Source organism: Variovorax sp. R-27 (assembly GCF_049913215.1).
GTDB lineage: Bacteria > Pseudomonadota > Gammaproteobacteria > Burkholderiales > Burkholderiaceae_C > Variovorax.
This window is the reverse complement of the sequence record NZ_CP183984.1, coordinates 4,495,622-4,520,996: the sequence shown is the minus strand read 5'-3', so window position 1 is coordinate 4,520,996 and position 25,375 is coordinate 4,495,622. Positions and strand designations below refer to the sequence as shown.

The 25,375-nt window shown below is 65.5% G+C and carries 25 protein-coding genes; 14 read left to right on the top strand and 11 right to left on the bottom strand.

Annotation, left to right across the window (positions count from 1 at the left end; all coding sequences use genetic code 11):
• Positions 1 to 73: 73 nt before the first annotated feature.
• From ACN9MV_RS21255 to bfr, 7 genes are all read right to left on the bottom strand, one after another.
• Positions 74 to 2,470, bottom strand: a complete 2,397-nt coding sequence (locus ACN9MV_RS21255; RefSeq protein ID WP_426389334.1) for a catecholate siderophore receptor Fiu — start codon at positions 2,468 to 2,470, stop codon at positions 74 to 76.
• A gap of 231 nt (positions 2,471 to 2,701) precedes the next feature.
• Complete coding sequence (locus ACN9MV_RS21250) at positions 2,702 to 4,066, bottom strand: sulfite reductase subunit alpha (protein WP_426389333.1); 1,365 nt, start codon at positions 4,064 to 4,066, stop codon at positions 2,702 to 2,704.
• Complete coding sequence (locus ACN9MV_RS21245; protein ID WP_426389332.1) at positions 4,063 to 5,067, bottom strand: FAD:protein FMN transferase; 1,005 nt, start codon at positions 5,065 to 5,067, stop codon at positions 4,063 to 4,065. The genes ACN9MV_RS21250 and ACN9MV_RS21245 overlap by 4 nt, the downstream gene beginning before the upstream one ends.
• A 14-nt stretch (positions 5,068 to 5,081) precedes the next feature.
• Positions 5,082 to 5,891 carry a DUF4198 domain-containing protein gene (locus ACN9MV_RS21240; RefSeq protein ID WP_426389331.1) on the bottom strand — a complete coding sequence of 270 codons (810 nt, stop codon included), beginning with the start codon at positions 5,889 to 5,891 and terminating at the stop codon, positions 5,082 to 5,084.
• Positions 5,892 to 5,943: 52 nt separating this feature from the next.
• A complete protein-coding gene (locus tag ACN9MV_RS21235) occupies positions 5,944 to 6,444 on the bottom strand; it encodes a DUF2271 domain-containing protein (RefSeq protein WP_371127353.1) in 501 nt (166 codons plus the stop codon).
• A 72-nt stretch (positions 6,445 to 6,516) separates the two neighbouring features.
• Positions 6,517 to 7,161: a PepSY-associated TM helix domain-containing protein gene (locus tag ACN9MV_RS21230; protein ID WP_426389329.1), complete on the bottom strand. Its 645-nt coding sequence runs from the start codon at positions 7,159 to 7,161 to the stop codon at positions 6,517 to 6,519.
• Between the two features lie 121 nt (positions 7,162 to 7,282).
• Positions 7,283 to 7,759, bottom strand: a complete 477-nt coding sequence (gene bfr / locus ACN9MV_RS21225) for a bacterioferritin (RefSeq protein ID WP_007830763.1) — start codon at positions 7,757 to 7,759, stop codon at positions 7,283 to 7,285.
• Positions 7,760 to 8,014: 255 nt separating this feature from the next.
• Between bfr and ahpC the strand changes: the two genes are divergently transcribed.
• The 7 genes from ahpC (at position 8,015) to ACN9MV_RS21190 (ending at position 16,468) form a co-directional block, all read left to right on the top strand.
• Positions 8,015 to 8,587, top strand: coding sequence for an alkyl hydroperoxide reductase subunit C (gene ahpC / locus ACN9MV_RS21220; RefSeq protein ID WP_093051124.1), 573 nt, complete (start codon positions 8,015 to 8,017; stop codon positions 8,585 to 8,587).
• An 89-nt stretch (positions 8,588 to 8,676) separates the two neighbouring features.
• Positions 8,677 to 10,233: an alkyl hydroperoxide reductase subunit F gene (gene ahpF, locus ACN9MV_RS21215; protein ID WP_093051121.1), complete on the top strand. Its 1,557-nt coding sequence runs from the start codon at positions 8,677 to 8,679 to the stop codon at positions 10,231 to 10,233.
• A 147-nt stretch (positions 10,234 to 10,380) separates the two neighbouring features.
• Complete coding sequence (locus tag ACN9MV_RS21210) at positions 10,381 to 12,594, top strand: TonB-dependent hemoglobin/transferrin/lactoferrin family receptor (protein ID WP_426389326.1); 2,214 nt, start codon at positions 10,381 to 10,383, stop codon at positions 12,592 to 12,594.
• Positions 12,595 to 12,631: 37 nt separating this feature from the next.
• Positions 12,632 to 13,735: a hemin-degrading factor gene (locus tag ACN9MV_RS21205; protein ID WP_426389325.1), complete on the top strand. Its 1,104-nt coding sequence runs from the start codon at positions 12,632 to 12,634 to the stop codon at positions 13,733 to 13,735.
• Entirely contained in the window at positions 13,732 to 14,634 is a 903-nt protein-coding gene (locus ACN9MV_RS21200) for a heme/hemin ABC transporter substrate-binding protein (RefSeq protein WP_426389324.1), read from the top strand. Before ACN9MV_RS21205 ends, ACN9MV_RS21200 begins: the two co-directional genes overlap by 4 nt.
• Positions 14,631 to 15,665: a FecCD family ABC transporter permease gene (locus ACN9MV_RS21195; protein ID WP_426389322.1), complete on the top strand. Its 1,035-nt coding sequence runs from the start codon at positions 14,631 to 14,633 to the stop codon at positions 15,663 to 15,665. The genes ACN9MV_RS21200 and ACN9MV_RS21195 overlap by 4 nt, the downstream gene beginning before the upstream one ends.
• Before the next feature lie 5 nt (positions 15,666 to 15,670).
• Positions 15,671 to 16,468: a heme ABC transporter ATP-binding protein gene (locus ACN9MV_RS21190; RefSeq protein WP_426389321.1), complete on the top strand. Its 798-nt coding sequence runs from the start codon at positions 15,671 to 15,673 to the stop codon at positions 16,466 to 16,468.
• A 46-nt stretch (positions 16,469 to 16,514) separates the two neighbouring features.
• Here the strand turns inward: ACN9MV_RS21190 and ppsR are convergent, their stop codons facing one another.
• Entirely contained in the window at positions 16,515 to 17,342 is an 828-nt protein-coding gene (gene ppsR, locus ACN9MV_RS21185) for a posphoenolpyruvate synthetase regulatory kinase/phosphorylase PpsR (RefSeq protein WP_093051109.1), read from the bottom strand.
• 177 nt (positions 17,343 to 17,519) lie between these two features.
• Between ppsR and ppsA the strand changes: the two genes are divergently transcribed.
• From ppsA to dnaB, 7 genes are all read left to right on the top strand, one after another.
• Complete coding sequence (gene ppsA, locus ACN9MV_RS21180) at positions 17,520 to 19,913, top strand: phosphoenolpyruvate synthase (RefSeq protein ID WP_093077679.1); 2,394 nt, start codon at positions 17,520 to 17,522, stop codon at positions 19,911 to 19,913.
• 123 nt (positions 19,914 to 20,036) lie between these two features.
• A complete protein-coding gene (locus tag ACN9MV_RS21175) occupies positions 20,037 to 20,534 on the top strand; it encodes a hypothetical protein (protein ID WP_307615046.1) in 498 nt (165 codons plus the stop codon).
• Between the two features lie 116 nt (positions 20,535 to 20,650).
• A complete protein-coding gene (gene rpsF, locus ACN9MV_RS21170) occupies positions 20,651 to 21,025 on the top strand; it encodes a 30S ribosomal protein S6 (protein ID WP_093051100.1) in 375 nt (124 codons plus the stop codon).
• A gap of 4 nt (positions 21,026 to 21,029) precedes the next feature.
• Positions 21,030 to 21,344 carry a primosomal replication protein N gene (gene priB, locus ACN9MV_RS21165; RefSeq protein WP_093051097.1) on the top strand — a complete coding sequence of 105 codons (315 nt, stop codon included), beginning with the start codon at positions 21,030 to 21,032 and terminating at the stop codon, positions 21,342 to 21,344.
• Between the two features lie 21 nt (positions 21,345 to 21,365).
• The gene (gene rpsR / locus ACN9MV_RS21160; RefSeq protein ID WP_007830781.1) at positions 21,366 to 21,647 is read left to right on the top strand and encodes a 30S ribosomal protein S18; all 282 of its coding nucleotides are present in this window, start codon (positions 21,366 to 21,368) and stop codon (positions 21,645 to 21,647) included.
• Between the two features lie 12 nt (positions 21,648 to 21,659).
• Positions 21,660 to 22,112 (top strand): 50S ribosomal protein L9, encoded by a 453-nt coding sequence (rplI, locus tag ACN9MV_RS21155; protein WP_093051094.1) that lies wholly within the window; start codon positions 21,660 to 21,662, stop codon positions 22,110 to 22,112.
• A gap of 169 nt (positions 22,113 to 22,281) precedes the next feature.
• Positions 22,282 to 23,688 carry a replicative DNA helicase gene (gene dnaB / locus ACN9MV_RS21150; protein WP_093051090.1) on the top strand — a complete coding sequence of 469 codons (1,407 nt, stop codon included), beginning with the start codon at positions 22,282 to 22,284 and terminating at the stop codon, positions 23,686 to 23,688.
• Positions 23,689 to 23,705: 17 nt separating this feature from the next.
• Here the strand turns inward: dnaB and ACN9MV_RS21145 are convergent, their stop codons facing one another.
• Genes ACN9MV_RS21145 through ACN9MV_RS21135 form a run of 3 tightly spaced genes read right to left on the bottom strand, consistent with a single transcriptional unit; the run spans position 23,706 to position 25,368 of the window.
• Complete coding sequence (locus ACN9MV_RS21145) at positions 23,706 to 24,455, bottom strand: helix-turn-helix transcriptional regulator (protein WP_426389319.1); 750 nt, start codon at positions 24,453 to 24,455, stop codon at positions 23,706 to 23,708.
• Positions 24,455 to 24,922 (bottom strand): 6-O-methylguanine DNA methyltransferase, encoded by a 468-nt coding sequence (locus ACN9MV_RS21140; RefSeq protein ID WP_426389318.1) that lies wholly within the window; start codon positions 24,920 to 24,922, stop codon positions 24,455 to 24,457. Before ACN9MV_RS21140 ends, ACN9MV_RS21145 begins: the two co-directional genes overlap by 1 nt.
• Positions 24,919 to 25,368 (bottom strand): GyrI-like domain-containing protein, encoded by a 450-nt coding sequence (locus ACN9MV_RS21135; protein ID WP_093051082.1) that lies wholly within the window; start codon positions 25,366 to 25,368, stop codon positions 24,919 to 24,921. Before ACN9MV_RS21135 ends, ACN9MV_RS21140 begins: the two co-directional genes overlap by 4 nt.
• Between the last annotated feature and the right edge of the window lie 7 nt (positions 25,369 to 25,375).

Here is a 25,375-nt window from a genome sequence, read left to right as displayed (position 1 = left end):
GAGAAAAGCCCCGGCGCGGGCCGGGGCTCGAGTTTCGCACCGCACCGGGCAAGCCCGGCGCGCGCAAGGACCGTCAGAACGCGAAGTTCGCGGTGATCTTGGCCGAGCGCGGCGTGCCCGGCGTGTAGCGGTAGCCGCTCTTGTTGATGGCCGCCACGTAGTCCTTGTCGAACAGGTTGTACAGGTTCAGCTGGATGTCGATGTTCTTGTTGATGCGATAGGAGGCCATCGCATCGAACACCCAGTACGAATCGACGTACGCCGGCGTTCCCACCGCACCGTCGGTGCCGCGCTGCAGCTTGCCGTTGTAGCGGGCGCCGCCGCCGACAGTCAGGCCGAACGGGAACTGGTAGGTGGTCCAGAGCGTGAAGGCCTTCTTCGGCGTGTAGGCGAGGGCGGTCGAGCCATCGGCCAGCACCGAGGGGCCGCTCGCCACACGGGTGTTCATGGTGGTGAAGCCCGAGCTCACGCCCCAGTTGTCGGTCAGCGCGCCTGATACGCCCAGCTCGACGCCCTGCACGCGCTTCTTGCCGGTCTGGAAGTACTGCTGCGAGACCGTGTCCTGCACGACTTCGTTGCTCACGTCGGTGCGGTACAGCGCCGCCGTCAGGGCCACGCGCTTGTTCATCACGTCCCACTTGGTGCCGACCTCGTAGGTCTTGGCCTTTTGCGGCAGGAAGTCGGTGCGCCCGGCGCTGTTGCCGGTACCGCTGGCGGCCAGCTGGAAGTTGGCGCCGCCCGGCGGCTGTGCGGCGGTGCCGTAGGCCGCGTAGACGCTGCTGTTCTCGGTGGGCTTGTAGACCAGGCCGATCTTGCCGGAGAGCAGGTTGTCCGACAGCTTCAGGTTGGTCGGCGTGATCGTCGAGGTCTGCGGGCCGTTGCCGGTGCGTGCCAGCGTCAGCGCGGTGGCGTTGTACGTGGTCGAGTAGTGGTCATAGCGCAGGCCGGCGGTCAACTGCCATTGCTCGTTGAACTTGAGCGTGTCGAAGGCGTAGAGGCCGATGGTGTCGGTGCTGCCGTCCGAGCCGGTGCCGTTGGCAATGCGGTTGTAGCCGCTCACGTACGGGTTCGGGTTGTACAGGTTGGCGGCTGGCCACGAACCGGCTGCTGCCAGCGTGGTGCCTACGCTGGGGTAGCCCGCAGCGTAGTAGTTGTTGGCGGTCTGCTTCTCGCGGATGAATTCGAGGCCGCCGTTGAACGAGTGGCTGATGCTGCCGGTGTTGAACTTGGCCGACACGCTCGTCTGGTTGGTGAAGATCGTGTTTTCCTGGTCCTTGTTGGTGGGCAGGCTGCGCGTGACGGTCCAGCTGGCGGGAATCGTGGGGATCACCGTGTTGAGGAAGCCCGCGTTCGCGGCCGGCAGTTGGCCGACACCGGTTGCCGACGCCGTGAGGCCGCCGCCCATGAACGACGTCAGCATGTAGTCCTGCGAGGTCTTGCCGTAGCGCGTGGTGTTGCGGATGGTGATGTCGGGCGTCAGGTCGTGCTCGATGCGCGCGGTGAACATGTCCGCGGTCACATTGTCGAAGTCCGAGCTGGTGCCGTAGAAGTTGCTCGAATCCACGCGCGCGGCGGTGTTCAGGTAGGTGCGGCGCGCCAGGCCGCGCGTGATCGCGGTGGCGTCAGGCGTGCTGTAGCCCGGCAGGCCGATGGTGGGCACACCGCCATCGGGAATGTTGTTCTGCTTGACGTGCAGGTAGTCGAGGAAGATACGCGTCGGGCTGTTCAGGCCGAGGGCCAGCGACGGGGCGATCGCCGTGCGCTTGTTCTTGACGAAATCGCGGCCGGCCACGCCGCCGTCTTCGGTTACTGCATTCAGGCGGAACGCCGCGCCGATGCCGTTGGCGCTGCTGAGCGACTTGTTCCAGTCGACGCTGCCGCGCTTGAAGTCGGCGCTGCCGAAGCTGAGCGAACCAAGGAAGCTGTCTTCGAGCTTCGGCTTCTTGGTGACGAGGTTGATGTAGCCGGTGGGCGAGGTGCGGCCCACGTCGGTGCCCGACGGGCCCTTCACGACCTCGATCTGTTCGATGTTGAACACGTCGCGCGACACCGAGCCCAGGTCGCGGATGCCGTCGACGAAGATCGCGCTCGAGCTGTCGAAGCCCCGCATGAAGACGGCGTCGCCAGTGTTGGTGTTGCCGTTTTCCCCGAGGAAGAAGGTGCCCACGCCGGGCGTGTTGCGCAGCGCCTCGGTCAGGGTGGTCGCGCCCTGGTCGCGAATGATCTGTTCCTTGATGACCTGGATGGTCTGGGGCGTGTTCACCAGAGGAGCCGTGAACTTGGGGTTCGACGAGTTGTCGGTCTTGTAGTCGGCGGCGGTGGAGTCCTGAACGCGGACTTCAGGCAGTGCGCCACCCGATTGGGCGAGAGCGGCTGGGGCCGCAATGGCCATCAGCGTGGCGGCGGCAGCGCCTGAGAGGTGTGGAACGGCGCGCGAAACGGTGTGTTTGCGGCTCTTGATGTAGGCCATGAAGTTCTTCTCCGAAAAGGGCGGCAGCAGGACTCGACTGGCGATGTCCTGGCGGCCTGCGTTTTCTGGAGAAGCGAGGGCGGACTGGCTGGGTGAGTCGACTTACAAAGCGTTTGTAAATCGCTGCGAATGATATTGTTTCTCAATACGCCGAAGCGCAGATGGAGCACTTTCTAATCCGAAAGTTTTGCTTTCTGTTGCTATCGCGCAACTGAAGCAAGCGTGCGAGCCTCAATAGACGTCGCGGCGATAGCGCCCGCTGGCCGTCAGCTCACTCATCAATGCCTCGCCTGTAACCTGCCGCAACGCGGCGTCCACGCCCGACGCCATGCCTTGCAAGCTTCCGCAGACATAGACGGCCGCGCCGTCGTGCAGCCACCGCAGCAAGGCGTCGGCCGACTGCAGCAGCCGGTGCTGGACATAGAAGCGCTCCGCTTGATCGCGCGAGAACACCATGTCGAGCCGCTGCAGCACGCCGTTGGTCTGCCAGGTTTCGATTTCTTCGCGGTAAAGGAAGTCGTGGGCGGCTTGGCGTTCGCCGAACACCAGCCAGTTGTCGTGCCTGCCCGCGGCGGCACGGGCCCGCAGGTGGGCGCGCAGACCGGCCAGGCCGGTGCCGTTGCCGATGAGGATCAGCGGCCGCGTTTCGTTGCCATCCAGGCGGAACCCTCGATGAGGCCGCAGCCGCAAGGCCACCGTGTCGCCGATGCTGAGGGTGGACGTGAGCAGCCCCGACGCAGCACCAAGCGTCCCGTCGGGATGCTGCTCCTGCCGGACGAGCAATTGCAGTTCGCCGTCGGCATGCACGGATGAGATCGAATAGTCGCGCGGGCGGGCCGGATCGCTCGCCACCGCCACCTGCGCCAGGTCGCCCGAAACCCAATGCGGCATCGCACCGGCCTGCGGCACAAGTCCGAGGTGGAAGACAGGTGCGCCCGCACTGCCTTGATTGAGCCGCTCGCGTGCAATGAGCCGCCACTGCGTGAAGCTGGCAGTCGTCGCGCTGTCGTCGGTCGCCGGCGTATCGCCCCATTGCGCCTGCCATGCGGCCAATGCAGCAGGGTCGCTGTTGTCGACCTCGATGCGATCGAACTCGCGCTTGGCGCCCGTCGCAAGCAGCCACTCGTCGAGCGCGCGGCCGAAGCCGCAGAAGTTGGCGTACTGGCGGTCGCCCAGCGCCAGAACGGCATAGCGCAGCGAAGGCAGCTTGGGTGGCGAATCCATCATCACGCGTTCGGCGAACACGCTGGCGCCATCAGGTGCGTCGCCTTCGCCGTAGGTGCTTGCGATGAAGAGTGCACGCCGCGCGGCGGCAAGCGTTGGGGCATCGAGCGTGTTCAGCTCCATCACGCGAGCCGGCATGCCTGCGGCGCTCAGTTGCCGCGCGGTCTGCCAGGCGATGGCTTCGGCCTGTCCGGTCTGGCTGGCGAACAGCACGAGAACGGGGGGCTCGTCGCCGCTCCCTGAGAGCGCCACGGCGTCGCGTGCGGCAGCGGCTTGACGCCTGCGCTCGCGCATGTAGATCGACGCACAAAGCGCCGCATACGCCACCACGGTGGAACCCGCACCCAGCGCGCGCAAGGTGAGGTCGGTCATGCCCGGGCCGGTGCGGGCCACGCGCGCGTGGCCTTTGCCGCAGGCGATGCGTCGCCATGGCTCACGAACAGCGCGGCAACGTCGTGCTGCTGCGCAAAGTCGAATCCTTCGTCCGGGCCCAGCACCGTCAGCACGGTGGCCAGCGCGTCGGCCTGCATGCATTCCGCGTGCAGCACGGTGACGCTGGCCAGCGCATGTGCGACAGGCTCGCCCGTGCGCGGATCGATGGTGTGCGACCAGTGGCGCCCTTCGTGCGAGCGCCGATGCCAGCGGTCGCCCGAAGTGGCGATGGTCATGTCGGCGAGCGCAACGCGCCGCGCCTTGGTCGGGTCGCCGTCGACGAGCACTTGCCAGGGCTGCCCACCGGGACGTTGCCCGGTGCCTCGCAACTCTCCGCCGACTTCAAAGAGAAGGTCGACAAGGCCAAGTGCGCGCAGCGCCTCGACGCCGTGGTCGACCGCGAAGCCCTTGGCAATGCCCGAAAGGTCGAGCGCGACGCCGCCCGGTTGCAGCAGCGAGCCATCGACCGAATCGAAGGCCAGCCGCGACCAGCCGACGCGCGCACGCGCATCGGCCAGGGCCTTTGCAGCAGGTAGGCCGCCTTCACGCGCTTCGGGGCCGAAGCCCCAGCAAGCGACGAGCGGACCGACCGTCGGATCGATCGCACCACCGCTGGCTGCTGCCCATCGCGCAGCACAGCGCATCACCTCGGCGAACTCCGCGGGCAGCACGTGCAGCGACCCGGCCGGCGCCCGGTTGAACCGGCTGATGTCCGAGTCCGGCTCCCAGTGGCTCATCTGCGCGATCACGCGGCCAAGCGCCGACTCGACGGCCGCGCGCACCTGCGCCAGCGGCAGCATCCGCGGATTGTCGAAGCGCAGCGACCAGGTGGTGCCCATGGTCTGTCCGCCCAACTGCTGCAGGGTCGCGGGATCGGCAGGGCGCGGTACGGCCGCGTTGGCGTAGCCGCCAGCGCGCCAGGTGCTGAACGAAATGCCCAAGGTGGCTTGCTGCGTCAGGGCATCACTTCAAGGGTGGCCGCGTAGTTCAGGCGGCGTTCCTTGGCTTGCGGCACCGTGGTCTTGTTGTCCTTGGTGCTGGCGTCGAGCCAGTACATGCCGGCGGCTGGCCAGGTCACGCTGAACTGGCCCTTGTCGTCGGTCTTGAGCTTGATTTCTTCGAGCTTGTCGCGGTACTGGGTGTTGCCTGCCGTCACCGTCACTTCGAGGCCTTTGGCGGGCTGGCCGTCGAGGTTCAGCGTGAAGGTGGCCTTCTCGCCCTTGACCAGGTCGGTCGGGCTGCCGGTGGCGATCAGCTCCAGCCCCTGGCCGGTCGGCTTGAGCACCGAAGGCTTGCCGACCGTCACGAAGGTCTCGATGCGGCCGGACGATTGGGTGACCGTCACGTCCTGCGCATCGGCCGGGATTTCCTTGCCGATGGTCTCGGCCGTGCCGCGCGCGCGCTTGGTCTGGCCCGTAGCCTTGTCCTTCCAGCTCGCGAAGGCGCCGGCATTGATCACGGCGATGCGATAGGTGCCCGATTGCGCCAGGCTCACGTCGAACACGTTGCGCAGCTTGAGCTTGGCCTCGGTCTCGGGCTTGATGGTGCTGCCGTCGGGCGCGGTGATCTGCAGGCCGTCGAGTCGCAGCGGTGCGTGGTTGGCAACGAACAAGTCGTTCGACACCGCGGCATCGACGCTCACGGTGTCGGCCTTGGAGAACACGGTGGAAGAGGGCAGCAGCCAGGCGTTGTGCGCCTGGGCGAGCGAAGCGGCGGCTGACAGGGCAATGGCGATGGAGGCAGCGCGCAGGTTGAAATGGGTCATGGCAGTTCCTTGATGTGACGGGCTGGCGGTGAAAGGGGCTGTGCGGCGCAAGTCAGGGCTTGAGTTCGAGCTTGATCTCGCCGAGCTCTTCCTTGCCAGTGGCAGTTGGCTGCGCGGCTGCCGTCGGCGGCCACTGGAAGGGAATGCTCACGACCTCGCGGCCACCGACTTCGCGCGCGGCTTCCACCACGAGCTTGTAGGCGCCCGGCGCGAGCTTGGGCATGGGCGCCGTGCCTTCGGTGAAGCTCAGCTGGTGCTTGCCGGCGGGCTTGGTGGCGCCCGTCACGCCGTCGACCGGCACCGCGAGTTCGCGGCCGCCGCGGCGCCACCACTGGCGCATGTCCTTCAACCATTTCGTGCCTTCGCCCTCGGGGTTGTTGGTCTTGGTGCGCACGTCGTACCAGACGGCCAGCGTGCCGGCGACGGTGTTGTCGGCGCGCTCGATCCAGGTTGCCACGTAGGGGCGGTGGTACTCGGAGACATTCAGCCGGGGTATCTCGATGTTGACGGCCAGTCCCGACGCGAAGGCCGGGGCTGCGAACAGCGCCGACATGGCCAGCGGCGCGAGTGAATAGCGAACGTGCACGGGAAACCTCTTTTCCTGGATCGACGATTGATGAATGAATCAGTGAATGAACAGCAGCGCGAGCAGCACCGGCACGGCGAGCCCCATGCCCACCATCGGCCAGGTGAACGGCCGGTTGCCTGCGTGCATCTTGAGAATGAACAGGCCGGTGATCGAGAAGACTAGGGCGGCGCCCGCGAAGATGTCTATGAACCAGCTCCACGCGGCGCCGGTGTTGCGGCCCTTGTGGAGGTCGTTGAAGTAGGAGAGCCAGCCGCGGTCGGTGCGCTCGTATTCGATTTCGCCGTCGGCCAGGCTCAGGCGCAGCCAGGCGTCGCCGCCGGGGCGGGGGAGCGACAGATAGATTTCGTCGTCCGACCACTCGGCCTCGCGGCCGGCGGTGCCGACGTCCCAGTGCGTCTGCACCCAGGTCTGGAGTTCGGTGGGCAAGGGCGCTTTCCCCTTGCTGGCCTTGGCGGCGGGCAACTGCTTTTCGAGTTGCGCGCGAAGGGCTTCGTCGATCGAACCGCTCAATTTCGTGACGGCCGGCTTGGCCTCGATCTGTCCCGCGTGGTTGAGCGTGAAGCCCGTGACGCTGAACAGGATCATGCCGATGAGGCAAATGGCCGAACTCACCCAATGCCATTCGTGCAGGGTCTTGAGCCAGTAGGCACGGCGGCGGTTGTCGGGGCGGGTGGCAGTCATCGAAGGCGCGGATTTTATCCGTGCAAATGAGAATGACTGTTATTCGTGCAGGGTTAAGTTACGTAAAGCAATGAAAAACGGGACCGAAGTCCCGTTGATTGGCTGGTGCGAGAACTTCGCCTTACTCGAGTTCGCCCATCTGCGATTGCAGGTAGTTCTGCACCCCGACCTTGTCGATCAGGTCGATCTGGGTTTCGAGAAAGTCGATGTGCTCTTCGGTGTCGTCCAGGATCTCTTGCAGCAGATCGCGCGAGACATAGTCGCGCACCGATTCGCAATGCGCGATGCCGTCCTTGATGGTGGCCTGCGCGCCGGTTTCTGCACCGAGGTCGCAGCGCAGCAGTTCGGGCACGTCTTCGCCGATGTTCAGCTTGCCCAGGTCCTGCAGGTTCGGCAGGCCGTCGAGCATGAAGATGCGGTCCATCAGCTTGTCGGCGTGCTTCATTTCGCCGATCGATTCCTCGTATTCCTTCTTCGCCAGCTTGTCCAGACCCCAGTGCTTGAGCATGCGGTAGTGGAGGAAGTACTGGTTGATCGCGGTGAGCTCGTTCTTGAGCTGCGCCTGCAGATGTTCGATGACCTTGGGGTCGCCCTTCATGGTTTTTCCTTGTTCTGAAAGCAGCGATTGTCAGAGGGGCGCAGTGGCACTTGCAAGCAATCCCATGCTGCGCCGGTCTGCATGCGTGTGATGGTGATACACGTTCGTATTGCGGCCTCGAAAAGGAGGCTCCAGGCTCATCGTGAACATAGCGACTTGCAATACTTTTGATAGATATCAACTATCAAAATATCTTGATTGGTAGTTATACTGATGCTTCGCCCTTTTCATCAGTCACCACCACTAGGAACCAGCATGTCCCTGATCAATACCGAAATCATTCCCTTCAAGGCCACCGCGTATCACAACGGCAAGTTCGTGCCCGTCAGCAACGACAACTTCAAGGGCAAATGGTCGGTCGTGGTGTTCTACCCGGCGGACTTTACGTTCGTGTGTCCCACGGAACTCGGCGACCTGGCCGACCACTACGCTGAATTCCAGAAGCTCGGCGTCGAGGTGTATGGCGTGTCGACCGACACCCACTTCACCCACAAGGCCTGGCACGACACCTCGGACACCATCGGCAAGGTCCAGTACCCGCTGATCGGCGACCCGAGCCAGCAACTGGCCCGCGCCTTCCAGGTGCTGATCGAAGAAGGCGAAGACGCAGGCCTGGCCTACCGCGGCACCTTCGTGATCGACCCCGAAGGCAAGATCAAGACCATCGAAGTGCACGACAACGGCATCGGCCGTGACGCTGCCGAACTGCTGCGCCGCGTGAAGGCTGCCCAGTACGTCGCCGCACACCCCGGTGAAGTCTGCCCCGCCAAGTGGACCGAAGGCGCCGAGACGCTGAAGCCCTCGTTCGACCTCGTCGGCAAGATCTAAGCGCCTGCGTGCGAAGCCCGGGCGCTCACGAGGCCCCGGGCTTTTTTGTCCCCAGTTGATAGTTTTCAGTTATCGAAAGAGAGTCCCTCATGCTCGACGCAAGCACCAAAGCCCAATTGAAGAGTTACCTCGAACGCGCCACGCAGCCGATCGAGATCGTCGCCTCGCTCGACGACAGCAAGGCCTCGGGCGAAATGCTGTCGCTGCTGAAGGACGTTGCCGAATCGTCCCCGCTGGTCAAGCTGACCGAAAGCCGCGACGACAACCATCGCAAGCCCTCGTTCTCGGTCAACCGCCCGAGCGAAAACCACGGCCCGCGCTTTGCCGGCCTGCCGATGGGCCATGAATTCACGTCGCTGATCCTTGCGTTGCTGCAGATCGGCGGCTATCCCCCCAAGGTCGAGCAGGCAGTGCTCGACCAGATCAAGGCGCTCGACGGCGACTTCGAGTTCGAGATCTACGTCTCGCTCACCTGCCACAACTGCCCCGACGTGGTCCAGGCGCTGAACCTGATGGCGGTGCAGAACCCGCGCATCCGCACCACGATGATCGAAGGCGGCACCTTCCAGGAAGAAGTGAAGGAACGCCAGATCATGGCTGTGCCCACCGTGTTCCTGAACGGCACCGAGTTCGGCCAGGGCCGCATGAGCCTGGAAGAGATTCTCGCCAAGATCGATACCAGCGGCGTCGAGCGCGAAGCGAAGAAGATCGCCGCCAAAGACCCGTTCGACGTGCTGATCGTCGGCGGCGGCCCTGCCGGCGCGGCAGCAGCGGTGTACGCAGCGCGCAAGGGCATCCGCACCGGCGTTGCCTCCGAGCGTTTCGGCGGCCAGGTGCTCGACACCATGGGCATCGAGAACTTCATCTCGATCAAGGAAACCGAAGGACCGAAGTTCGCGCACGCGCTCGAAGAGCATGTGCGCGACTACGAGGTCGACATCATGAATCTGCAGCGCGCTAAAGCGCTGGTGCCCGGCAGCGACCTCATCGAGGTGAAGCTGGAAAGCGGCGCGTCGCTCAAGAGCAAGTCGGTCATCATTTCGACCGGCGCACGCTGGCGCAACATCAACGTGCCCGGCGAGCACGAGTTCAAGAACAAGGGCGTGGCCTACTGCCCGCACTGCGACGGCCCACTGTTCAAGGGCAAGCGCGTCGCGGTGATCGGTGGCGGCAACTCGGGCGTCGAAGCGGCGATCGACCTGGCCGGCATCGTGGGCCACGTCACGCTGATCGAGTTCGACACGCAATTGCGCGCCGACGCCGTGCTGCAGCGCAAGCTCAGGAGCCTGAAGAACGTTGACGTGTTCACCAACGCACAGACCACCGAGATCACCGGCGACCAGAAGGTCAACGGCCTGGTCTACAAGGACCGCGCCACGGGCGAGCTGAAGAAGGTCGAGCTCGAAGGCGTGTTCATCCAGATCGGCCTCGTGCCCAACACCGACTGGCTCAAGGGCACGGTCGAGCTGTCGAAGCACGGCGAAATCATCGTCGACGCGCGCGGCCAGACCTCTGTGCCCGGTGTGTTCGCAGCGGGCGATGCCACCACGGTGCCGTTCAAGCAGATCATCATCGCGGCAGGCGACGGCGCGAAGGCGGCGCTCGGTGCGTTCGACCATCTGATCCGCACATCGGCCCCTGCATGAGTAAGCCTTAAGTTGTTTCAATGAGAATTGTTCTCATACAATAAAAGGCTTGGGCGACAGCCCTTCATTGCCAGCCAGGTCGTTCGCGCAGTCTTCTGCGCCTGAAGGTCCAGCAAGCAGTTCTTTAACTGTTTCTGGACCTTTTTCGTGGCCTCCAAACTCAACCGACGTCCCTCCCATCGCCTTGCCCTCCTGCCTTGCCTGATCGCCTCCGGGCTCGGTCTTTCGGCACCCTCGTGGGCCCAGCGCGTCGCGGCGCTCAATGAAGTGGTGGTGAGCGGTTCGCGCTCGGAGCAGGCGAGGGACGATCTTCCGGTGAGCACCGAGGTCATCAACCGCGACGACATCGAATCGAAGCAGATCACCGACATCCGCGACGCGGTGCGCGACCTGCCCAACGTGTCCGTCAAGCGCGCCCCCGCGCGCTTCGGCCTCGCGCAGGGCAGCACCGGCCGCGACAGCAATGCGGGCTTCAACATCCGTGGCCTCGACGGCAACCGCGTGCTGCTGCTGACGGACGGCATCCGCACGCCGCGCAGCTATGTCTTCAGCGCCAACGCGTTCGGGCGCGACTACTTCGACATCAGCCTTGTCGAGCGCATCGAGATCATCAAGGGGCCGGCCTCCGCGCTCTATGGCTCCGACGGCCTCGCGGGCCTGGTGAACTTCATCACGCGCGATCCGTCGTCCTACCTGCGCGACGGCAAGAGCTTCGGCGGCAGCGCCAGCATCGGCTACAGCGGCGACGACAACGGCACGCATGGTGGCGTCACGCTGGCGGGCAAGGCCAACGAAACGCTGCAGTGGCTCATCTCGGCCAACATGGGCCGCTCCGGCGCGCTGGAGAACATGGGCACCAACAACGCCGCCAACGTCGACCGCACCACGCCCAACCCCGAGCGCGACCGCAACAAGGCGCTGCTTGCCAAGGTCATCCTCACGCCCAATGCCGACCAGCGCCACGGCTTCACCTTCGAGCACATCGAGAAGACCAACCGCTACGATCTGCTCTCGGGCGTCGCCAAGCCGCCCTATGCGTCCACCTCGGTCGTCGGCCTCAACGCGAAGAACGACCTGCAGCGCGACCGCTTCACCTACGACGGCCGCCTGCGCCTGAACTCCGTCATGGCCGACAGCCTGCTCGCCGTGGTGAGCTACCAGAAGGCGAAGTCGCGCGAGTTCATCTACGAAGACCGCTTCACCGCAGCCGACCGCACGCGCGACGTCACCTACGACGAAAGCACCTGGCAGTTCGGCCTGCAGGCCGACAAGACCGTGCGCACGGGCGATTGGGCACAGAAGATCACCTACGGCTTCGACTACACGCGCACCAACGTCGAGAACCTGCAGACCGGCCTGGTACCCCCGGCCGGCGAGACCTTCCCGCTCAAGCGCTTTCCCGACACGCGCGAGACCTCGTCCGCGTTCTACGTGCAGGACGAATTCATCCACGACCGCTGGAGCATCACGCCGGGCATCCGCTTCGACCGCTTCTCGCTCGACGCGAAGCAGGCCGGCTTCGGCGCGCAGGCCGTGTCGCTCTCGGGCTCGGCCGTATCGCCCAAGCTCGGCGTGCTGTTCCGCGCAACGCCGCAATGGAGCGTGTACGGCAACTACGCCTCTGGCTTCAAGGCGCCCAACGCGTTCCAGGTCAACAACTTCTTCGAGAACGTGATCTCGGGCTACAGGACGATTCCCAACCCGAACCTCAAACCCGAGAAGAGCCAGAACATCGAGCTCGGCGTGCGCGGGCGCACTGGCGTGCTGAGCTTCGACGTGGCCGCGTTCACCGGTGACTACAAGGACCTGATCGAGAACGACCGCCAGGTCGGCGGCGTGTTCGGCTCGCGCACCAATCCGGCGACCTTCCAGTCGGTCAACATCGGGCGCGCGCGCATCAGCGGCTTCGAGATCAAGGGCGAACTCGACTTCACCGACAACGGCAACGGCTTCTCCGTGCCCTTCGCCTATGGCCAGACGCGCGGGCGCGACCGCACCAACAACCGGCCGCTCAACTCGATCGACCCGAGCAAGGCCAGCGTCGGCGTCAAGTACCAGGCGCCGGTGTGGAGCGTGCGCCTCGACGCCGTGAACCACGCACGCAAGAAGTGGTCGGACATCGACGGCACCGAGGTCACGACCGGCACCCAGTTCCGGACGCCCGCTGCCACCACCTTCGACCTGAGCGCACAGTGGCGCATCCGCAAGGACTTGCGCCTGAACGCGGCAATCGTCAACCTCACCAACAAGCGCTACTGGATGTGGAGCGATGTGCGCGGCCTGACCTCGACCTCGACGATCCGCGACGCCTACACCCAGCCGGGCCGCAGCTTCAACGTGTCGCTCGTGGCGGACTTCTGATCGCCGCACCCCGCTCTCACCACAACAAGGAAACCCGATGATCAACGCCCAAGACATCCGAGACCGATTCGCCGCATTGCGCGCCAAGGGCATGCGCCACAAGGACGCCGCTGCGGCCATGGGCCTGTCCGAAGGCGCGGCGGTGGCCGCGCACATGGACACGCACGACAAGGCCCTGCGCGCCACGCGACTGCACGGCCCGTGGGTCGAGCTGCTGCAGGCGCTGGATCTGTGCGGCCCCGTGCTGGCGCTCACGCGCAACGAGACCACGGTGCACGAGAAGACCGGTGTCTATGAAAAGGTGTCGGGCAGCGACGCGATGGGGCTCGCGCTGGGCGAGGCCATCGACCTGCGGCTGTTCTTCAGCCGCTGGCATGCGGGCTTCGCGGTGAGCGAGGCAGCGGCCAACCCGGGCGTGCTGCCGTCTCTGAGCCTGCAGTTCTTCAATGCGCAGGGCGTGGCCGTGCACAAGATCTTCGTGCGCGACGCCACCGACCGCGATGCCTTCCAGTCGGTCATCGACAGCTTCACCGCGCCGGACGAACCCGTGGTGTTTGCCGCGCCCGAAGACAAGGCAGTGCCGCGCGAAGACAGCGTCATCGACACGGCAGGCCTCGCCGAAGCCTGGCGCGGCATGCAGGACACGCACGAGTTCTTCGGCCTGCTGAACAAGTTCGGCGTGGAGCGCCAACAGAGCTTTCGCCTGACCGAAGGCGAGTTCACTCAGCGCGCCGAACTGAGTGCCATCAGCGGCCTGCTGAACGAAGCCGCGTTCGACGGCACGCCGATCATGGTGTTCGTCGGCAGCCCAGGTTGCATCCAGATCCACTCCGGCCCGGTGGTGCGCATCGAACCGATGGAAATGAAGGGCCACGGCGAGAACGCGACGCCGATGCGTTGGCTCAACGTGCTCGACCCCGGCTTCAACCTGCACATGCGTGAAGACCGCATTGCCAGCGTCTGGATCGTCGAGAAGCCGACCAGCGACGGTGTCGTGACATCGGTCGAAGCCTTCGACCAGCAGGACGAGCTGATGGCGATGTTCTTCGGCGCGCGCAAGCCCGGCATGCCGGAGCGCGAGGAATGGCGTCGCATCGTGCGCGAGCTGCCGCGTCTTCAACCTGCGACCGAGGCCCCATGACCTCCCTTCACGAAATGAACGATCGTTTTTCGCTGCAGCGCCGCGACGTGCTGCGCCTGCTCGGCGCCTCGTCGCTGGGCGCCACCGCGCTGCCCCTGTTCGCGCAGGACGCGAAGCTGCCGAAGCTCGTGACCGTCAGCGGCGCGATCACCGAGGTCGTGTACCTGCTGGGCGCTGAAGCGCAGCTTGTCGGCACCGACACCACCAGTCTGTATCCCGCTGCCGCGCGTGCCACGCCGAAGGTCGGCTACATGCGCCAGCTGTCGGCCGAGGGCCTGCTGTCGCTGAAGCCCGACGCGATCATCGCCACCAACGAGTCAGGCCCGGCCGTGGTGCTCGACCAGGTTCGCAGCGCGGGCGTCAAGGTCGAGATCATCGAGGCCGACCACAGCTGGGGCGAAGTGCAGCGCAAGGTACAGGCCGTCGGCCGCGCCGCTGCGCGCGAGGCGCAGGCGCGCGAGCTGCAGGCGAAGCTCGATGCCGATTGGAGCCAAGTGCAACAGCGCGTGGCCGCAGCGTCGAAGGGGCGCAAGCCGCGCGTGCTGTTCGTGCTGTCGCACAGCGCCAGCCCGCAGGTTTCGGGCGAGAAGACCGCTGCGCACTCGGTGATCGGCTTTGCGGGCGGCGTCAACGCACTCGGCGGTTTCCAGGGCTACAGGCCGATGACCGCCGAATCCATGGCCAGCGCCGCGCCCGACATCATCCTCACCAGCACGCAGAGCATCGAAGCCCACGGCGGCGTCGACAAGTTCTGGCAGCGGCCCGAGCTTGCGCTCACGCCGGCGTTCAAGAAGCGCAGCCTGATCACGCAGGACGCCTTGCTGCTGCTGGGCTTCGGCCCGCGCATGCCTGCGGCCATCGCCGAACTGCACGAAAAGTTCCTGGCTGCCACCGCATGAGCCAGCGCTTCTCGGCACAGGCCGTGCTGGGCGGCAGTGCGTTGCTGCTCGTCGCCGCCTTCGTGGTGGGGGCTGTTTCGGGGGCGTATGCCATCAGCCTGCCGCAACTCTGGGGCGTGCTGACCTCGCTGGGGCAGGGCGCCGACAAATCGCCCGAGCACCTGGTGTTTCTCAACATCCGCCTGCCGCGCCTCGTGCTGGGCGTGGCGGCGGGTGCGGGACTCGGGATGGCGGGCACGCTGATGCAGGGGCTGTTCCGCAACCCGCTGGCCGACCCGGGGCTTGTTGGCATCAGCAGTGGCGCGGCGCTGGCGGCGGGCGTGACGATCATCCTCGGCGCATGGCTGTGGCCCGTGCTGCCGCGCACGCTGGGCAGTTGGACGCTGGTGCTCATGGCATTCGGCGGCGGGCTGTCGGTGACCTTGCTGATCTACGGCCTGTCGCGCAGCGAAGGTGGCACGCGCATGGCGCTGATGCTGCTGGCGGGCATCGCGGTCAATGCGCTGGCGAGCGCGGGGCTTGGTTTTCTCAGCGTGATGGCGACCGACGAGCAATTGCGCAGCCTGCAGTTCTGGCTGCTGGGCAGCCTGGGCGGTGCGCGCTGGAGCGCCGTGCTGCTGGTCGGCGCGGCGGTGCTGCTGTCGTGCGTGGCGGCACGATCTCTGGCGGCGCCGCTGAACGCCATTGCGCTGGGCGAGGCGCAGGCGGCGCTGCTCGGCGTGGACGTCGAACGCATCAAGCGGCGCGCCATCGTCGTCACGGCCGTGGTTGTAGGGGCGGTGACGGCGACGACCGGGATCATCGGCTTCATCGGCCTGATCGCGCCGCACTGGGTGCGCATGGTGGCCGGGCCCGATCACCGCGTGGTGTTGCCGGCGTCAGCTCTGCTTGGGGCGGCGCTGGTGCTGGCCGCCGACACTGTGGCCCGCACGGTGATGGCGCCGGCCGAACTGCCGCTGGGCGTGCTCACGGCGTTCATCGGCGCGCCGATGTTCCTGTGGATGCTGCGGCACTTCAAGGGGCGCATATGACTGCGATGCCACGCGATCCAATGGCGCTGTGCTGCGCCGGTGTGGGGGTCCGCGTCGGGGCGAAGACGCTGCTCGCCGATGCTTCGGTTCACCTGGCGCCGGGCCGGGTAACGGCCATCCTCGGGCCCAACGGCGCGGGCAAGTCGACGCTGTTATCGGTGCTGGCCGGCCAGCGCGCGCCGACGCGGGGGAGGGTGGCGCTCGACGGCCGTCCGCTCGAAGACCACGGCATGCCGGCACTGGCGCTGCGCCGGGCCCTGATGCCGCAGGAGAGCGCGGTCGCCTTCGACTTCACAGCGCAGGAGATCGTGGCGCTGGGCCGCTACCCGCACCACCGATCGCCGGGCCGCGACGAGGACGCGATCGTCGAAGAGGCGATGGGGCTGACCGACGTGTCGGCGTTGGCGCCGCGCGTCCTCAACACCCTGTCGGGTGGCGAGAAGGCGCGGGCCCACATGGCTCGGGCGCTGGCCCAACTCTGGCATCCGCGGCCCGACGGCGCGACCCGCTGGCTGCTGCTCGACGAGCCCACTGCGGCGCTCGACCTCGCGCACCAGCATTCGGCGATGCGCCTGCTGCGCGCCTGGGCCGCACGCGGCGTGGGCGTGGTGGCCGTGCTGCACGACCTGAACCTCGCGCGGCGCTACGCCGACGAGGTGGTGGTTCTGGGCGGCGCTTCGGGCGGGCTGATGCAGGGGGCGACGGCTGAGGTGCTCCAGCCGGGGCTGATCGAGGCGGTCTGGGGCACGCCGTGCCAGCCGGTGACGAGCGTGGACGGCACGGTCCAGTATCTTTTCGGGTAGCTCTTGTTCTTGTTGCTGATTGCTATCCAAAAGATAGCAATCAACCTCAGTAGACCAGCCGCTCGGGCCGCAGCTCCTGCAGGATCGTGGTCGCGATTTCCTCGATTGACTTGGTGGTCGTCGACAGCCAGCGGATGCCGGCGCGCCGCATCATCGCCTCGGCCTCGCTCACCTCGTGGCGGCAGTTCTCGAGGCTGGCGTAGCGCGAATTCGGCCGGCGCTCGTTGCGGATCTCGCTGAGCCGCTCGGGCTGGATGGTCAGGCCGAATATCTTCTTGCGATGCGGAATCAAGGCCGGCGGCAGCTGCCGGCGGTCGAAATCTTCCGGAATCAGCGGGTAGTTGGCCGCCTTCAGGCCGTGCTGCATTGCCAGGTAGAGCGAGGTCGGCGTCTTGCCGCTGCGGCTCACGCCCACCAGGATCACGTCGGCGCCCTCGAGGTCGCGGTTGCTCTGGCCGTCGTCGTGCTGCAGGCTGAAGTCGATCGCTGCGATGCGGTCGTTGTATTCCTTGCTCTTGCTGACGTCGCTGAAGCGGCCGATGCGGTGGTTCGACTTCACAGCCAGCTCGATTTCGAGCGGCCGCACGAAGGTGCCGAACATGTCCAGCAGCATGCCCTTGCAGCCGGTTTCGATCACTTCCAGCACGTCCATGTTGGCCAGCGTGGTGAAGACGATGGGGCGCACGCCCTCAAGTTCGGCCGTGTGGTTGATCTGTCGCACCGCCTGGTGGGCCTTGTCGACCGTGTCGGTAAAAGGTAGTCGGACATGGCGCGGTTTCATCTCGAACTGGGCCAGAACGGCGTTACCGAAGGTTTCGGCGGTGATGCCGGTGCCGTCGGAAATGAAGAAAACAGTGCGTGAATGCGTGGTCATGCGGCCTTGTCCTGCGGCGCGGGCAACCTTGCCACGCCTACAATCCGGGCCATTATCGGGAATCCGCTTCCCAGCCCCAATTCTTTCCATGCACACCGCGCCCGCACCCAAAGCAACGACAACGATCGTGCCGCGCCGTCTGCATGCGGCATCGGTTTCAACTTCTGGAGCTTCCCCATGTCTGCACTTTTCGACGCGACCGCCCTGGTCGTACCGTTTGAAAACCTGAGAATGACCGACGTCGAGGCGGTTGGCGGCAAGAACGCCAGCCTCGGCGAAATGATCTCGCAGCTGCCGCAGGGCGTGCGGGTGCCCACCGGTTTCGCGACCACGGCGCACGCATTCCGCCAGTTCCTCGCCCACGACGGCCTGGCCGACAAGATCAGCAAGCGGCTCGCCGCGCTGGACACCGAGGATGTGCGCGCGCTGGCCACCGCCGGTGCCGAGATCCGCGCCATGGTCGAGGCCCAGCCGTTCCCGGCCGACCTGCAGAAAGCCATTGGCGAAGCCTTTGCCACGCTGAGTGCCGGCAACCCGGCCGCCTCGTTCGCCGTGCGCTCGTCGGCCACCGCCGAAGACCTGCCCGACGCCTCCTTCGCGGGCCAGCAGGAAACTTTCCTGAACGTGGTCGGCATCGATGACGTGCTGCACAAGATGAAGGAGGTGTTCGCCTCCCTCTACAACGACCGCGCCATCAGCTACCGCGTGCACAAGGGCTTCGAGCACGACGTGGTCGCGTTGTCGGCCGGCGTGCAGCGCATGGTGCGCTCCGACCTCGGCGCCGCCGGCGTGATGTTCACCATCGACACCGAGTCTGGCTTCGAAGACGTGGTGTTCATCACTTCCAGCTACGGCCTGGGCGAAACGGTGGTGCAGGGCGCCGTGAACCCTGACGAGTTCTACGTGCACAAGCCGACGCTGCGCGCCGGCAAGAAGGCCGTCATCCGCCGCAACCTCGGCTCCAAGCTGATCCAGATGGAGTTCGCCACGCCCGAAGAGAAAAAGGCGACCGGCAAGCTGGTGAAGACCACCGACGTCAAGGCCGAGCAGCGCAACCGCTACTCGCTGAGCGACGCCGATGTCGAGCAACTCGCCAGGTACGCGCTGGTCATCGAAGAGCACTATGGCCGCCCGATGGACATCGAGTGGGGCAAGGACGGCACCGACGGTCATCTCTACATCCTGCAGGCGCGCCCGGAAACGGTGAAGAGCCAGCAGCAGGGCAAGGCCGAGCAGCGCTACAAGCTGCTGGGCAAGGGCGCGGTGCTGGCCGAAGGCCGCGCCATCGGCCAGAAGATCGGCACCGGCCCCGTGCGGCTGGTGCACAACATCAGCGAGATGGACAAGGTCCAGGCCGGCGACGTGCTCGTCACCGACATGACCGACCCCAACTGGGAACCGGTGATGAAGCGCGCCGCCGCCATCGTCACCAACCGCGGCGGGCGCACCTGCCACGCGGCCATCATCGCGCGCGAACTGGGCATTCCGGCCGTGGTCGGCTGCGGCGACGCCACCGATCTGCTGAAGGACGGCACGCTGGTCACGGTGAGCTGCGCCGAGGGCGACACCGGCTTCATCTACGACGGCCTGCTCGAAACCGAAGTGACTGAAGTGCAGCGCGGCGTGATGCCCGAGATCGACATCCAGCTGATGATGAACGTGGGCAACCCCCAGCTCGCCTTCGACTTCGCGCAGCTGCCGAACCACGGCGTGGGCCTCGCGCGGCTCGAGTTCATCATCAACAACAACATCGGCGTGCACCCGAAGGCGATCCTCGACTACCCGAACGTCGACAACGACCTGAAGAAGGCCGTCGAGTCGGTGGCCCGCGGCCACGCCTCGCCGCGCGCTTTCTACGTCGACAAGGTTGCCGAAGGCATCGCGACCATCGCGGCGGCCTTCTGGCCCAAGAAGGTCATCGTGCGCCTCTCGGACTTCAAGTCGAACGAGTACCGCAAGCTGATCGGCGGCAGCCGCTACGAGCCGGAAGAAGAAAACCCGATGCTGGGCTTCCGTGGCGCCGCACGCTACCTGAGCGCCGATTTCGGCGAGGCCTTCGCCATGGAGTGCGAAGCGCTGAAGCGCGTGCGCAACGACATGGGCCTGACCAACGTGCAGATCATGGTGCCCTTCGTGCGCACCCTGGGCCAGGCCGAGCGCGTGACCACGTTGCTGGGCGAGCATGGCCTGAAGCGCGGTGAGAACGACCTCAAGCTGATCATGATGTGCGAGGTGCCGAGCAACGCCATCCTGCCCGAGGAGTTCCTGAAATTCTTCGACGGCTTCTCGATCGGCTCGAACGACCTGACCCAGCTCACGCTGGGTCTGGACCGCGACTCGGGCCTTGAGCTGCTGGCAGCCGACTTCGACGAACGCGATCCGGCCATCAAGGCGCTGCTGAGCCGCGTCATCAAGGCCTGCAAGGCCGAGGGCAAGTATGTTGGCATCTGCGGCCAGGGCCCCAGCGACCACCCGGACTTCGCGCTGTGGCTGGCGGAGGAGGGGATCGAATCGATCTCCCTGAACCCCGACAGCGTGATCGACACCTGGCAGCAACTCGCCAAGCGCTGAAGCCCGGATTGCGGAAATCCCCATGGGGGGATTCCCGCGACGGTGGGGTGTTATTGAAACGAATTGCGTAATTGATGCCAGACTTGTGAGATTCACGGGCGCATCCCGGAAGGGAAGACCACCATGATTCTTGTCAAGACGCAAACGGGCCATCAGGTTCTAAAGGACCGCTCGGTCCCTCTGTCGCCGCGCCAGCGCTCGGCCTTCATCCTGTTCGACGGCAAGCGCTCGGTCGATGAGGTGCTGGCCAACGGCATGGGCATTGCCCGCGAAGACATCGACCAGATGGTGGCGTTGGGCCTGCTCGAGCCGGCGGAGGGCAGCGCAGCATCGCCGGCCGCCGGAGGCGCATCCGCTGAGGCAGTGGCGAAACCGGTCGCGCCGGCCGCACCCGCTGCTCCCGCTGTGGGCTCCTCCGGGCGCAGCAAGCAGCAGCGCTACAAGGACGCCTATCCCATCGCCACGCAACTCACCGGCGGCCTGGGCCTGATGGGCTTCCGGCTCAACCTGCAGGTCGAGGGCACGACGAGCTACGAAGACCTCCTGGCGCTGGCGCCCAAGATCCGCGCCGCGGTGGGCCCAGAGAAGGCCGCTGCCCTGGACAAGGCCCTCAACGACTGAGGTGACTTGCCGAAGTGCGCGCTACAGGGCTATAATCGCCGGCTTTGCCTTGCCACACTGCGCCCGACGCTGCAGGTGGCTTTTCCTCTTCTTCGGAAGAATCCACAAGGAGTGCCATGCGTCACTACGAAATCATTTTGCTGATCCACCCGGATCAGAGCGAACAAGTTCCGGCCATGCTGGAGCGCTACAAGGGCCTGATCACGGCCGGCGGCGGCAAGATCCACCGCGTTGAAGACTGGGGCCGTCGTCAGCTGGCTTACCAGATCAACAAGCTCAACAAGGCCCACTACCTGTGCGTCAACATCGAAGCTGAGCAAACCGTGATGGGCGAACTCGAACACGCGTTCAAGTTCAACGACGCCGTGCTGCGCCACCTGACCGTTCAGAAGAAGAAGGCCGAAACCGGTCCTTCGTCGATGATGAAGACGGTCGAGCGCGAAGAGGCTCGCAAGGCCCAGCAGGCCGAATACGCCGCCAACAACAACTGATGGCGTGACTGCTGCCGCTGCGGCAACCGGGGTCAACCAGCTTCTGCTGACCGCCTCCGTTGCCGAACTCGGAGCATTGCGATTCACACCAGCCGGCTTGCCCGCCATAGACCTGAAGCTCGAACACGAGTCGACGCTTCAGGAGGCAGGTAAACCCAGGCAGGTGAAGACGGCCCTCAAGGCCGTTGCCTTCGGCGCCATCGCCGAACGGCTCGCAAAGCAGTCGATGGGAAGTCTCTGGCGTTTTCAGGGCTTTCTCGCGACACCGGGCAACGGCAAGCATCCGGTCCTGCACATCCAGGATTTTCAGCAAGATTAATTTTCGACAAGAGGTCCCCAAATGGCCACGTTCAAGAAATTCAACAAAGACAAGCGCCCGAAGCGCAACACCCAGTCGCTGCTGTTCAAGCGCAAGCGCTTCTGCCGCTTCACCGTCGCTGGCGTCGAGGAAATCGACTACAAGGACATCGACACGCTGCGTGACTTCATCAGCGAAAACGGCAAGATCATCCCCGCCCGCCTGACCGGCACGCGCGCGATCTACCAACGCCAGCTGAACACCGCCATCAAGCGCGCGCGCTTCCTGGCCATGGTGCCGTACAGCGACCAGCACCGCGTCTAAGGAGTCGACACCATGCAAATCATTCTTCTGGACAAGGTTGTCAACGTCGGCGGCCTGGGCGACATCGTCAAGGTCAAGGACGGCTACGCACGCAACTTCCTGATCCCGACGGGCCGCGCCCGCCGCGCCACCGCCGCCAACAAGGCCGAATTCGAAGCCAAGCGCGCCGAACTCGAAAAGGCTGCGGCCGCCAAGCTGGCCGAATCGCAAGCTCAAGGCGAAAAGCTCGGTGGCACGACCATCAAGCTGACGCAAAAGGCTGGCGTCGACGGCCGTCTGTTCGGCTCGGTCACCAACGGCGACATCGCCGAAGAACTGGGCAAGCAAGGCTACAAGGTTGCCAAGTCGCAAGTGCGCCTGCCCAACGGTCCGATCAAGGTCGTTGGCGACAGCACCGTGAGCGTGGCCCTGCACACCGACGTGGTGGTCGACATCACCGTGACGGTCTACGGCGAAACCGCCTGATCGTCCACAGCGCCTGTGCGCTGCAGCAAAAGCCGCCTTCGGGCGGCTTTTCTTTTTCTGCGCCTGAGTTTTCCAGTCGATTGCACTGGAAGATCACCGTTTATTCACAACCTTGTCCACACGCGCATCGGCGCGCGCGGCTTAGCATGCAGGGTTGCAAGGGAAGTCCATGTCCGCCGTTTTCTCCTATGCCGACAATGACCCGTCGGCCGATCGCCAGGTTGCCCAACTGCGCATTCCGCCTCATTCCATCGAGGCCGAATCCAGCGTGCTCGGCGGCCTGCTGCTCGACAACGGCGCCTGGGACCGCATGGGCGACCTGCTGGTCGACGGCGACTTCTACCGCCACGAACACAAGCTGATCTATGCCGCCATCGGCGGGCTGATCAACGCCAGCAAGCCGGCCGACGTGATCACCGTCTATGAGCAGCTGCAGAACCTCGGCAAGGCCGACGACATCGGCGGGCTGGTGTACCTGAATTCGCTCGCGCAGTACGTGCCCAGCGCGAGCAACATCCGCCGCTACGCCGAGATCGTGCGCGAGCGCTCGATCCTGCGCAAACTGGTTTCCGCCAGCGACGAGATCGCGACCAACGCCTTCAACCCGCAGGGCAAGGCGGTCGACAAGATCCTCGACGAAGCCGAACAGAAGATCTTCAACATCGGCGAAGAAGGCACGCGGATGAAGCAGGGCTTCCAGAGCATGGATGCCCTGGTGGTCGAACTGCTCGACCGCGTGACGGAAATGGCCGAGAACCCGAACGACATCACGGGCGTGCGCACCGGCTTCAACGACTTCGACAAGATGACCTCGGGCCTGCAGCCGGGCGACATGATCGTGCTGGCTGCTCGTCCCTCGATGGGGAAGACGTCGCTCGCGATCAACATCGCCGAGCACGTGGCGCTTGAAGAAGGTCTGCCGGTGGCGGTGTTCTCGATGGAAATGGGCGCCGCGCAGTTGGCGGTGCGTATCGTGGGCTCCATCGGCCGCATCGACCAGGGTCACCTGCGCACCGGCAAGCTCAGCGACGAAGAGTGGCCGCGCCTGACCGAGGCCATCGAGAAGCTGCGCACCGTGTCGCTGCACATCGACGAAACGCCGGGCCTCTCGACCAGCGAACTGCGCGCCAACGCGCGCCGCCTCGCGCGCCAGTACGGGCGTCTGGGCCTGATCGTGGTCGACTACCTGCAGCTGATGTCGACCAGCACTTCGGGCGACGAAAACCGCGCCACCGCCGTGGGCGAAATATCGCGCGGCCTGAAGATGCTGGCCAAGGAACTGAAGTGCCCGGTGATCGCGCTGTCACAGCTCAGCCGCGGCGTTGAAAGCCGCACCGACAAGCGCCCCATGATGAGCGACTTGCGCGAATCCGGCGCCATCGAGCAGGACGCGGACATCATCATGTTCATCTACCGCGACGACTACTACAACAAGGAGTCGAAGGAGCCGGGCGTGGCCGAGGTGATCATCAGCAAGCACCGGAACGGCCCGACAGGCACCATCAAGCTGGCCTTCCTGAAGCCGATCACCAAGTTCGAGAACCTGGTGGGCTACAGCCACAACGACGAGTACTGAGCCGGCGCGGAAGGCCGTCAGCTGGCGCCGTTGCCGGACCAGGGCGGCAAGGCCGGCGGCTCCTGGGGCACCACCTTGCCCTGCTCCGTCTCGGCCTTCAACTGCCGCAGCATGTCGGCCAGCGTCTTGCCCGGCTCGTCACGAAAGCGCTCGGGCAGCACCGTGATCGCATCCATGCGATCCAGGCGAAAACCCCGGAAGTCATTGCGCAGCTCGCACCAGGTCGAGAGCGTCCAGACCTTGCCCCAATAGAAGCAGCCGAGCGGCCGCACCGTGCGCTCGCTGGCATCGCCCGATACGTCGTGGTACTGCAGCAGCAGCTTGTTGTGCGACTGCACCGCCTCGCGCAGCGTCTGCAGCCGCGCGCGCAAGGTGTCGTCCAGGCCCATTGCAGGTGCGTAGAGCGCCAGTGCCTCGGCCGAGACCCGCGCCGCCGGCGGCAGCACCGACAGGATCTTGCCCAGCCCGGTCTCGATGTCGCGTGCCAGTGCCGGATCGACCCAGCTCTGCGCGAGCCGCGCTGCGGCCACCAGGGCCGAGGCCTCGTCCTGCGTGAACATCAGCGGCGGCAGCTCGAAGCCCGCGCCCAGCCGGTAGCCCACGCCTGCCTCGCCCTCGATGGGCACGCCCTGGTGCTGCAGATCGGCCACGTCGCGGTACACGGTGCGCTCCGACACTTCGAGGCGCTGCGCCAGGAACGCGGCCGTGGTCAGCCGGCGCCCGCGGATGAGCTGCACGAGTTGGAACAGGCGGTCTGCGCGGCGCATCAGCGTGTTCCGGTGAGCTTCTTCGCGAAGTCTTCGACGAAGTAGCGCTTGCCGCGCTGCACAACCGTGTGGCCTTCGCCTTCGAGCTTCGACATCTGCGCCTCGATGCCGCCGGGGTACTTGGCATTGAGCTCGCCACCGATCTTGAGGGTGCGCCAGTAGGGCGTTCGTTCTTCCGTCCCCTCTGCCTCCTCGGCCGCATGCGCGACCATGTGCGCAAAGATCGCCGTGGTCACGGTGCAGCCGATGGTCGCCTGGTGGCGCAGCGCGATGCCCTCGCCGATGCCCATCACCGTTGCGAGCCGGCCTTCCGGAATGCTGCGCATCGCAGCTTCGACCTCCCGCGGCGACGGCGTGGCGATGGTCCCTTCGCCGCGCCGGGAGCGCATGGCGGCGGGAATCTCCTTGACGTTCGGCAGGTGAGGGTAGCTGGCCAGCCGGTCGCGCCAGCTCTTCTTGGGGCTCATGAAACTCCGATGTGGATCGCCACCTTGTCCGGCCCTTCGTAGGCTTCGAAATCGCTGCGGTAGCGGCGCGCGACTTCCGGGTGCGCCTCGAAATACTGCCAGATGCGCTGCCATGTGGCGATGACCATCTGCGGCATCTCTCCCTGGCCGGTGAACACGAGATAGTCGCCTGCCTCGACGGCGCGGCTGCCCTCGCTGCCCGAGACGGCGACACCCGCCGTCACGTCGAAGGCGCCGTGGGCGTCGGATTCGTAGGCCGAGTAGACGCTGAAGATACGAGCGTCGCCGGTGCGGTCCGGCGTCGATGCGTAAGTCTCTTCGCCGAAGAAGCGGCCCCACAGCTTGCCGATGCGGGCGGTTGCGGGCTCGTTCTCCTCGCGGTTGGTGGTGCGGATGGTGAGGCCCGCGACGTGAAAGGCATCCTGGTGTTGGCGGGTAGGTTCCATGGGGGCT

Bases quoted from the DNA above. Each gene is read 5' to 3' on its own strand.
- ACN9MV_RS21255 (WP_426389334.1), bottom strand. From the start codon at position 2,470: ATGGCCTACATCAAGAGCCGCAAACACACCGTTTCGCGCGCCGTTCCA.
- ACN9MV_RS21250 (WP_426389333.1), bottom strand. From the start codon at position 4,066: ATGACCGACCTCACCTTGCGCGCGCTGGGTGCGGGTTCCACCGTGGTG.
- ACN9MV_RS21240 (WP_426389331.1), bottom strand. From the start codon at position 5,891: ATGACCCATTTCAACCTGCGCGCTGCCTCCATCGCCATTGCCCTGTCA.
- ACN9MV_RS21235 (WP_371127353.1), bottom strand. From the start codon at position 6,444: ATGTCGGCGCTGTTCGCAGCCCCGGCCTTCGCGTCGGGACTGGCCGTC.
- ACN9MV_RS21230 (WP_426389329.1), bottom strand. From the start codon at position 7,161: ATGACTGCCACCCGCCCCGACAACCGCCGCCGTGCCTACTGGCTCAAG.
- bfr (WP_007830763.1), bottom strand. From the start codon at position 7,759: ATGAAGGGCGACCCCAAGGTCATCGAACATCTGCAGGCGCAGCTCAAG.
- ahpC (WP_093051124.1), top strand. From the start codon at position 8,015: ATGTCCCTGATCAATACCGAAATCATTCCCTTCAAGGCCACCGCGTAT.
- ahpF (WP_093051121.1), top strand. From the start codon at position 8,677: ATGCTCGACGCAAGCACCAAAGCCCAATTGAAGAGTTACCTCGAACGC.
- ACN9MV_RS21205 (WP_426389325.1), top strand. From the start codon at position 12,632: ATGATCAACGCCCAAGACATCCGAGACCGATTCGCCGCATTGCGCGCC.
- ACN9MV_RS21200 (WP_426389324.1), top strand. From the start codon at position 13,732: ATGACCTCCCTTCACGAAATGAACGATCGTTTTTCGCTGCAGCGCCGC.
- ACN9MV_RS21195 (WP_426389322.1), top strand. From the start codon at position 14,631: ATGAGCCAGCGCTTCTCGGCACAGGCCGTGCTGGGCGGCAGTGCGTTG.
- ACN9MV_RS21190 (WP_426389321.1), top strand. From the start codon at position 15,671: ATGCCACGCGATCCAATGGCGCTGTGCTGCGCCGGTGTGGGGGTCCGC.
- ppsR (WP_093051109.1), bottom strand. From the start codon at position 17,342: ATGACCACGCATTCACGCACTGTTTTCTTCATTTCCGACGGCACCGGC.
- ppsA (WP_093077679.1), top strand. From the start codon at position 17,520: ATGTCTGCACTTTTCGACGCGACCGCCCTGGTCGTACCGTTTGAAAAC.
- ACN9MV_RS21175 (WP_307615046.1), top strand. From the start codon at position 20,037: ATGATTCTTGTCAAGACGCAAACGGGCCATCAGGTTCTAAAGGACCGC.
- rpsF (WP_093051100.1), top strand. From the start codon at position 20,651: ATGCGTCACTACGAAATCATTTTGCTGATCCACCCGGATCAGAGCGAA.
- rpsR (WP_007830781.1), top strand. From the start codon at position 21,366: ATGGCCACGTTCAAGAAATTCAACAAAGACAAGCGCCCGAAGCGCAAC.
- rplI (WP_093051094.1), top strand. From the start codon at position 21,660: ATGCAAATCATTCTTCTGGACAAGGTTGTCAACGTCGGCGGCCTGGGC.
- dnaB (WP_093051090.1), top strand. From the start codon at position 22,282: ATGTCCGCCGTTTTCTCCTATGCCGACAATGACCCGTCGGCCGATCGC.
- ACN9MV_RS21145 (WP_426389319.1), bottom strand. From the start codon at position 24,455: ATGCGCCGCGCAGACCGCCTGTTCCAACTCGTGCAGCTCATCCGCGGG.
- ACN9MV_RS21140 (WP_426389318.1), bottom strand. From the start codon at position 24,922: ATGAGCCCCAAGAAGAGCTGGCGCGACCGGCTGGCCAGCTACCCTCAC.
- ACN9MV_RS21135 (WP_093051082.1), bottom strand. From the start codon at position 25,368: ATGGAACCTACCCGCCAACACCAGGATGCCTTTCACGTCGCGGGCCTC.